The organism is Arthrobacter sp. H14, assembly GCF_000520495.1.
Classification (GTDB): domain Bacteria; phylum Actinomycetota; class Actinomycetes; order Actinomycetales; family Micrococcaceae; genus Arthrobacter_C.
In genome coordinates this window covers 3,754-10,711 of record NZ_KI914682.1, presented here as the reverse complement: position 1 = coordinate 10,711, position 6,958 = coordinate 3,754, and the positions used below count along the sequence as shown (strand labels likewise).

General features: G+C 64.2%; 6 protein-coding genes. 5 read left to right on the top strand and 1 reads right to left on the bottom strand.

The window, feature by feature from the left end:
• Positions 1-187 precede the first annotated feature (187 nt).
• Positions 188-1,636: an NCS1 family nucleobase:cation symporter-1 gene (locus Y707_RS0117980; protein WP_253905247.1), complete on the top strand. Its 1,449-nt coding sequence runs from the start codon at positions 188-190 to the stop codon at positions 1,634-1,636.
• A 15-nt stretch (positions 1,637-1,651) separates the two neighbouring features.
• On the top strand, positions 1,652-2,377 hold the full coding sequence (locus Y707_RS0117975; RefSeq protein ID WP_026536099.1) for an aspartate/glutamate racemase family protein: 726 nt from the start codon (positions 1,652-1,654) through the stop codon (positions 2,375-2,377).
• On the opposite strand, the gene Y707_RS0117970 is transcribed toward Y707_RS0117975, so the two are convergent.
• The gene (locus tag Y707_RS0117970; RefSeq protein WP_026536098.1) at positions 2,374-3,144 is read right to left on the bottom strand and encodes an IclR family transcriptional regulator; all 771 of its coding nucleotides are present in this window, start codon (positions 3,142-3,144) and stop codon (positions 2,374-2,376) included. The two genes, Y707_RS0117975 and Y707_RS0117970, sit on opposite strands and share 4 nt — an antisense overlap.
• 177 nt (positions 3,145-3,321) lie before the next feature.
• On the opposite strand from Y707_RS0117970, the gene Y707_RS0117965 reads away from it, so the two are divergent.
• The 3 genes from Y707_RS0117965 to Y707_RS31705 all read left to right on the top strand — a co-directional run.
• The gene (locus Y707_RS0117965) at positions 3,322-4,722 is read left to right on the top strand and encodes an NAD-dependent malic enzyme (protein ID WP_026536097.1); all 1,401 of its coding nucleotides are present in this window, start codon (positions 3,322-3,324) and stop codon (positions 4,720-4,722) included.
• On the top strand, positions 4,722-6,320 hold the full coding sequence (gene aceB, locus Y707_RS0117960) for a malate synthase A (RefSeq protein ID WP_026536096.1): 1,599 nt from the start codon (positions 4,722-4,724) through the stop codon (positions 6,318-6,320). The genes Y707_RS0117965 and aceB overlap by 1 nt, the downstream gene beginning before the upstream one ends.
• A gap of 2 nt (positions 6,321-6,322) precedes the next feature.
• Positions 6,323-6,958: DUF6986 family protein (locus tag Y707_RS31705; protein ID WP_442853311.1), on the top strand; the 636-nt coding region annotated here is incomplete at its 3' end.

The following is a 6,958-nucleotide window of genomic DNA, read 5'->3' as shown; positions in this document are numbered from 1 at the left end:
CCTGTCGAGAGCCGTCCGCCGTACTTCTTTCTTCTTCCGGCGCCAGTGTGCGCCCAGATCCTGATGAGGCATTATGTCCAACGTCACTTCAACTACTCCAATCGGTGAAACCGCAGGAATCCTCACCGATCCAGCCGGACCGGCCGCCGCTGAATCTACGACTGCTCCTGCGGCACCGTCCGCAGGCATGCTGCCGCGAAGCCCCCGGCTCTACAACAAGGACCTCGCTCCCACAAAGGTCGCGGGCCGCAAGTGGAATGCGTACAGCATCTTCACCCTGTGGGCCAACGACGTCCACAGCCTGGGTAACTACGCCTTCGCGATCAGCCTGTTCGCCCTCGGATTGGGCGGGTGGCAGATCCTGATGGCTCTGGGCATCGGAGCCGTGCTGCTGTTCCTACTGCTGAATCTCTCCGGCTACATGGGCTACAAGACAGGTGTTCCGTTCCCTGTCATGAGCCGCATCAGTTTCGGTGTGCATGGGGCACAGGTTGCCGCTCTGCTCCGTGGTGGTGTCGCCATCGTCTGGTTCGGTATCCAGACTTATCTGGCCTCAGTGGTGTTCCGCGTGGCCGCCGTCGCCGTCGTGCCTTCCCTGGCATCGCTGGACAGCAACAACATTCTCGGCCTGTCCACGCTGGGCTGGATCTCCTTCCTGATTCTGTGGGTTGTCCAGGTAGTTATTGTCAGCTTCGGTATGGAGATGATCCGCAAGTACGAAGCCTTCGCCGGGCCGGTCATCCTGGTGACGATGGCCGCCATCGCCGTGTGGATGTTCATGGAAGCCGGCGGCTCCATCGCGCTGTCGACGGATCAGAGCCTTACCGGCGGGGAAATGTGGCGGACGATCTTCGCCGGCGGCGCCCTCTGGGTGGCCATCTACGGAACCTTCGTCCTCAACTTCTGCGACTTCACCCGTTCGTCCACCTCGCGCAAAGCCATTAGTCGCGGAAACTTCTGGGGCATCCCGGTGAACATGCTGGCATTCGGCGTTATCGTCGTCGTACTGGCCGGGGCGCAGTTCAAGATCAACGGCACCGTCATCGAGAGCCCGGCGGATATCGTCCAGACCATTCCCAATACGCTCTTCCTGGTGCTGGCCTGCCTGGCGCTGCTGATCCTGACCATCGCGGTGAACCTGATGGCAAACTTCGTGGCTCCCGTCTACGCCTTGACCAATCTCTTCCCGCGGAAGCTCAACTTCCGCCGGGCCGGAATGGTCAGCGCCATTATCGGCCTGGTGATCCTGCCGTGGAACCTCTACAGCAACCCGGTGGTCATCGTTTACTTCCTCGGCGGGCTGGGCGCGCTGCTCGGACCGCTGTTCGGCGTAGTGATGGCCGACTACTGGCTCATCCGCAAGGCGCGGGTGAACGTACCGGAGCTGTACACGGAGGATCCTTCCGGAGCGTACTTCTTCAAGCGCGGCTTCAACCCCCGTGCCATTGCGGCGCTGGTGCCGGCTTCGGTGATTGCCATCCTGATCGCGTTCGTACCCGCGTTCGCCGCGGCGTCGTCGTTCTCGTGGTTCTTCGGTGCGGGTATCGCAGCCGTGACGTACTACGTTATTGGAGAGCGCCGCCGCACGTACGACGATGTCTCCGGTGAGCCGATCGCCGTCGACAGTGCGCACTAGTTACTAAGGACGACCATGCGAATACTTGTAGTCAACGTCAACACGACCGAATCCATGACCGCCGGCATCGCCGAGCAGGCCCGCCGCTTTGCCGCCCCCGGAACCGAAATCGTTCCGCTGACTCCGCGTTTCGGCGCGGAATCAGTGGAGGGCAATTTCGAGAGCTACCTTGCCGCCGTCGCGGTGATGGACCAGGTCGTCAACTATCCCGGCGAGTTCGACGCCGTCGTCCAGGCCGGCTACGGGGAGCACGGCCGGGAAGGTCTGCAGGAGCTCGTGGACGTTCCGGTGGTGGACATTACCGAAGCCGCGGCCAGCACGGCGATGTATCTGGGCCACAAATATTCCGTGGTTACAACCTTGGACCGAACGGTGCCGCTGATCGAGGACCGGCTGAAGCTGGCCGGTCTCGATGCGCGTTGTGCTTCGGTGCGCGCGAGCGGGCTGGCGGTGCTGGAGCTGGAGGCCGACCCGGAACGGGCCATCGCCAGCATCGTGGATGAGGCAGAACTGGCGGTAATCGAGGACCGTGCCGAGGTGATTGTGCTCGGCTGCGGTGGGATGTCTGGACTCGATGAGGAAATCCGCCGTCGCGCCGGCGTGCCGGTGGTCGACGGGGTGGCTGCCGCCGTCGTCCAGGCTGAATCGCTGGTCCGGTTGGGATTGACGACGTCGAAAGTCCGCACCTACGCGGCTCCCCGCCGCAAGAAGATGACCGGCTGGCCGCTTGCGGCTGTTTAGACCGTGCTGACTGTCTTGTTCAGTTCAGCCGAGACTGCCTTGGCGGCGTCGCGCAGGATGGGAACGGCACGGTCGGCGAATTCCTCGTCCACGCGGGAGACCGGTCCGGACACGGAGATGGCGGTGGGCGTTGGGGCGTCCGGGACGGCCATCGCGAAGCAGCGCACACCGAGCTCCTGCTCCTGCTCGTCAATGGAGTAGCCGCGGTCGCGGATGATATTCAGTTCGGCCAGCAGGTCATCGATGTTGCTGATGCTCTTATCCGTGTGCGTGGGCATTCCGGCCCGCGCAACGATCCCGCGGACGACGTCGTCGCTGAGCTGGGCGAGCATGGCCTTGCCGACGCCGGTGTCATGGGTGTGGGCGCGCCGGCCCACCTCGGTGAACATGCGCATCGAGTGCGGCGAGGGCACCTGGGCAATGTAGACCACCATGTCGGCGTCCAGAACAGCCATGTTCGCGGTCTCTCCGAGCCGGCCAACCAGGTCCTTGAGCTGGGGCATCGCGAGCGCGCCCAGCTGCTTGTTGGCACCTTCACCGAGGCGGATCAGCCGGGGCCCCAGTGCGTACCTGCGGTTGGGCAGCTGGCGGGCGTAACCGCGTGACACGAGAGTGCGCAGCAGGCGGTGGATGGTGGGCAGAGGGAGATCTGTGGAGGACGAGAGTTCGCTCAGCGTGACCTCGCCACCGGCATCCGTAATGAGCTCGAGCAGTTCAAAGACGCGCTCGACTGATTGGACGCCGCTTCCGGCAGCTCGTTCGGCCATGTGGCTCTACCCCTTGCGTTTATGACAACTTTTATCCGCCTTGCGGAACGTTACAACTATCCTAGTTCCATCATTCGGAATATAGAAGTCCGGACGGGCTTGTATTTCCATCTGTCAGATAATAATATCCATAATACGAAAACAACTGGCCCACCGTGGTCGTTATGAGGAGGATTAATGGCGAGTCCCAGCCCCGGATACTCAATCACCCTGCGCGTGAAGGCTCCGTCGAGCTTCACTGCTACGACGGAGCTCGCCGCAGCAGTCGGTGCAGCGGGAGCGGCCATCACCGCCCTTGATGTCGCGGAATCCCACCCCGACAGCATCGTCGTCGATGTCACCTGCAACACAACCGACGCCGCTCACGGCGACCAGGTGCGCGACGCCCTTAACGCCGTCGACGGCATCAGCGTCCAGAAAGTCAGCGACCGCACGTTCCTGATGCACCTCGGCGGCAAGCTCGAGGTCGTCCCCAAGGTCGCGCTGCGCAACCGTGACGAACTCTCGCGTGCCTATACTCCCGGCGTCGCCCGCGTTTGCATGGCCATTGCCGAAAACCCTGAGGACGCCCGGCGTCTCACCATCAAGCGCAACACCATCGCCGTCGTCACCGATGGCTCCGCCGTCCTGGGCCTGGGCAATATTGGTCCCGCCGCCGCCCTGCCGGTGATGGAAGGTAAGGCGGCGCTGTTCAAGCAGTTCGCCAACGTCGATGCCTGGCCGGTCTGCCTGGACACGCAGGACACCGAAGAAATCATCAGCATCGTGAAGGCGCTCGCGCCGGTCTACGGCGGTGTGAACCTCGAAGACATTGCAGCTCCGCGTTGCTTCGAGATCGAGAACAGGCTCCGCGACGAACTGGACATCCCGGTCTTCCACGACGACCAGCACGGAACCGCCATCGTGGTGCTGGCCGCGCTGGAGAACGCGTTGCGGGTCGTGAAGAAGGACATCGAGGAAGTCCGCATCGTCGTCGCCGGTGTCGGCGCCGCTGGTTCTGCCATTATCCAGCTGCTGCAGGCCCAGGGTGCTAAAAACATTGTCGCCTGCGGCCGTAACGGTTCCATCCACAGCGGCCAGGAGCATGCCGATGCGCACCGCCAGTGGATCGCGGAAAACACCAACCAGGACGGCTTCGACGGCACCCTGCACGAGGCGATGCCCGGAGCCGACGTCTTCATCGGCGTCAGTGGCCCGAACGTCCTCGGCGAAGAGCAGATCAAGGCCATGGCCGACGACGCGATTGTGTTTGCGATGGCCAACCCGGACCCCGAGGTCGACCCGATTGTCGCCGGCCGCCATGCCGCCGTCGTGGCCACCGGCCGCAGCGACTACCCGAACCAGATCAACAATGTGCTGGCCTTCCCCGGATTCTTCCGCGGCCTGCTCGACGCCGGAGCATCAGACATCACGACGCCGATGCTCGTCGCCGCTGCCAAGGCCATCGCCGACCGGGTGGAAGATGATGAACTGAACGCAAGTTACATCATTCCGAGCGTGTTCGACGCGCATGTCGCCGGTGATGTAGCGGCTGCCGTTGCAGCCGCAGCGGCAGCAGATGCAGAGGAGAAGAAGTAATGAGTATTGAACCAACCGCACCGGAACCGGTTGAGCGGGCCGGGGAAATCCTCACCGACGAGGCGCTTGCCTTCATCGAGGCGCTGCACCAGAAATTCCGCGGCACCCGCAATGAGCGGTTAGCTGCACGGACCGCCCGCCGCGAGGAAGTGGCCAAGACCGGGAAGCTGGACTTCCTGCACGAAACCAAGGACGTGCGCGACGGCGACTGGACCGTGGCTCCGGCTCCGGCCCAGCTGCAGGACCGCCGCGTGGAGATGACCGGCCCGGCCTCGCCGGCCAAGATGGCCATCAACGCCCTGAACTCCGGCGCGAAGGTCTGGCTGGCCGACCTCGAGGACGCGAGCACGCCGACCTGGCACAACGTCGTCGACGCGCAGCTGAACCTGCTCGACGCCGCCCGTGGAACGCTCAGCTACACCTCGCCGGAGGGTAAGGAATACAAGCTCCGCACCGACGCACCGCTCTCCGTCGTCGTCGCCCGCCCCCGCGGCTGGCACCTGCCGGAGAAGAACGTGCTGGTCGACGGCGAACCCGCCATCGGCGCGCTGGTGGACTTCGGTCTGCACTTCTTCCACAATGCGAAGCACCTGCTCGGCACCGGCAGCGGTCCGTACTACTACCTGCCGAAGCTGGAGAGCCACCTCGAGGCGCGGTTGTGGAACGACGTCTTCGTCTTCGCCCAGGACTACGTGGGCGTCCCACAGGGGTCGGTCCGCGCCACGGTGCTGATCGAGACCATCCCGGCCGCGTTCGAGATGGACGAAATCCTCTACGAGCTGCGCGATCACGCCTCCGGGCTCAACGCCGGACGCTGGGACTACCTGTTCAGCATGATCAAGTACTTCCGCGACGCCGGAGAGGACTTCATCCTGCCGGACCGCGCCAGCGTATCGATGACGGCGCCATTCATGCGCGCCTACACGGAGCTGCTGGTCAAGACCTGCCATCACCGTGGCGCCTTCGCGATGGGTGGCATGGCTGCCTTCATTCCCAACCGGCGCGAGCCGGAGACCACTGAGCGTGCTTTCGCCAAGGTCCGCGAGGACAAGACCCGCGAGGCGAACGATGGCTTCGACGGTTCCTGGGTTGCCCACCCGGACATGGTGCCACTGTGCCAGGAGGTCTTCGATTCGGTGCTCGGCGATGCTCCGAACCAGGTGGACCGCAAGCGCGACGACGTCAACGTCACCGCCGGCGAACTGCTCAATGTCGCGGCAACGGACGGTGAAGTCACCGAAGCAGGCCTGCGTTCCAATCTCTACGTGGCTGTGAACTACGTGGCGGTTTGGTTGTCCGGTATGGGCGCAGTGGCCATCCATAGCCTGATGGAGGATGCTGCGACGGCGGAAATCTCGCGTTCGCAGGTCTGGCAACAGCTCCGCAATAACGTGCAGCTGGCCGACAGCGGCAAGCGGGTCACGGCGGACCTGGTCCAGACCATCCTGGCTGAAGAGACCGAGCGGCTGCGCGGCGAGGTCGGCGAGGACAACTACGTGAAGTACTTCGAGCCGGCGAGCCGCCTGGTTGGCGACATCTGCCTGTCGGAGGACTACACGGACTTCCTCACCCTGCCGGCCTACGAGCTGGTGAGCTGACCATGGCCGCAGCCGCAAGTCTCAGCACCTCTGCCGTGACAGCCTTCGGTTCTGAAGACTACGCCGCCCTCGATAAGACGCTGGCGCAGACCGATGAACTGCTGGAACGTGCCTACCCGGGCGACGACGGCTCCCGGCAGCCCGTGCACACCGTGTATGTGCCGGCCGACAAATACGAGCCGTCGCTGCCGGGTGCCTGGGGCGCCGAGGCGGTGGCCGTCGTCGAACGGGCCGGGGGAATGGACGCTTTGTGCCGCACCCTCGGGTTCGACGCCGACTTGACGTCCCGGATTGCCGGCAAGGCGTTGGCGAAGCTGTCGGCCGAGCCGATTGAGGATCTGCGTCTGGACTTCGAGGACGGGTACGGAAACCGGCCCGACGACGAGGAAGACGCAGACGCCGTCCGGGCCGCCAAGCTGGTGGCCCAGGCGGTGCGCGACGGCGTCGCCCCGCCGTTCATCGGCATCCGGTTCAAGTGCTTCGAAGCGGCCACGCGCCGCCGCGGACTCAGGACACTGGACCTGTTTGTCGGCGGACTCATTGCCGACGGCAGGCTGCCGGACGGTTTGGTGCTGACGCTTCCGAAGGTCAGCACCGTTGCGCAGGTCGAAGCGATGGTCTTCGCCTGCCAACGGCTG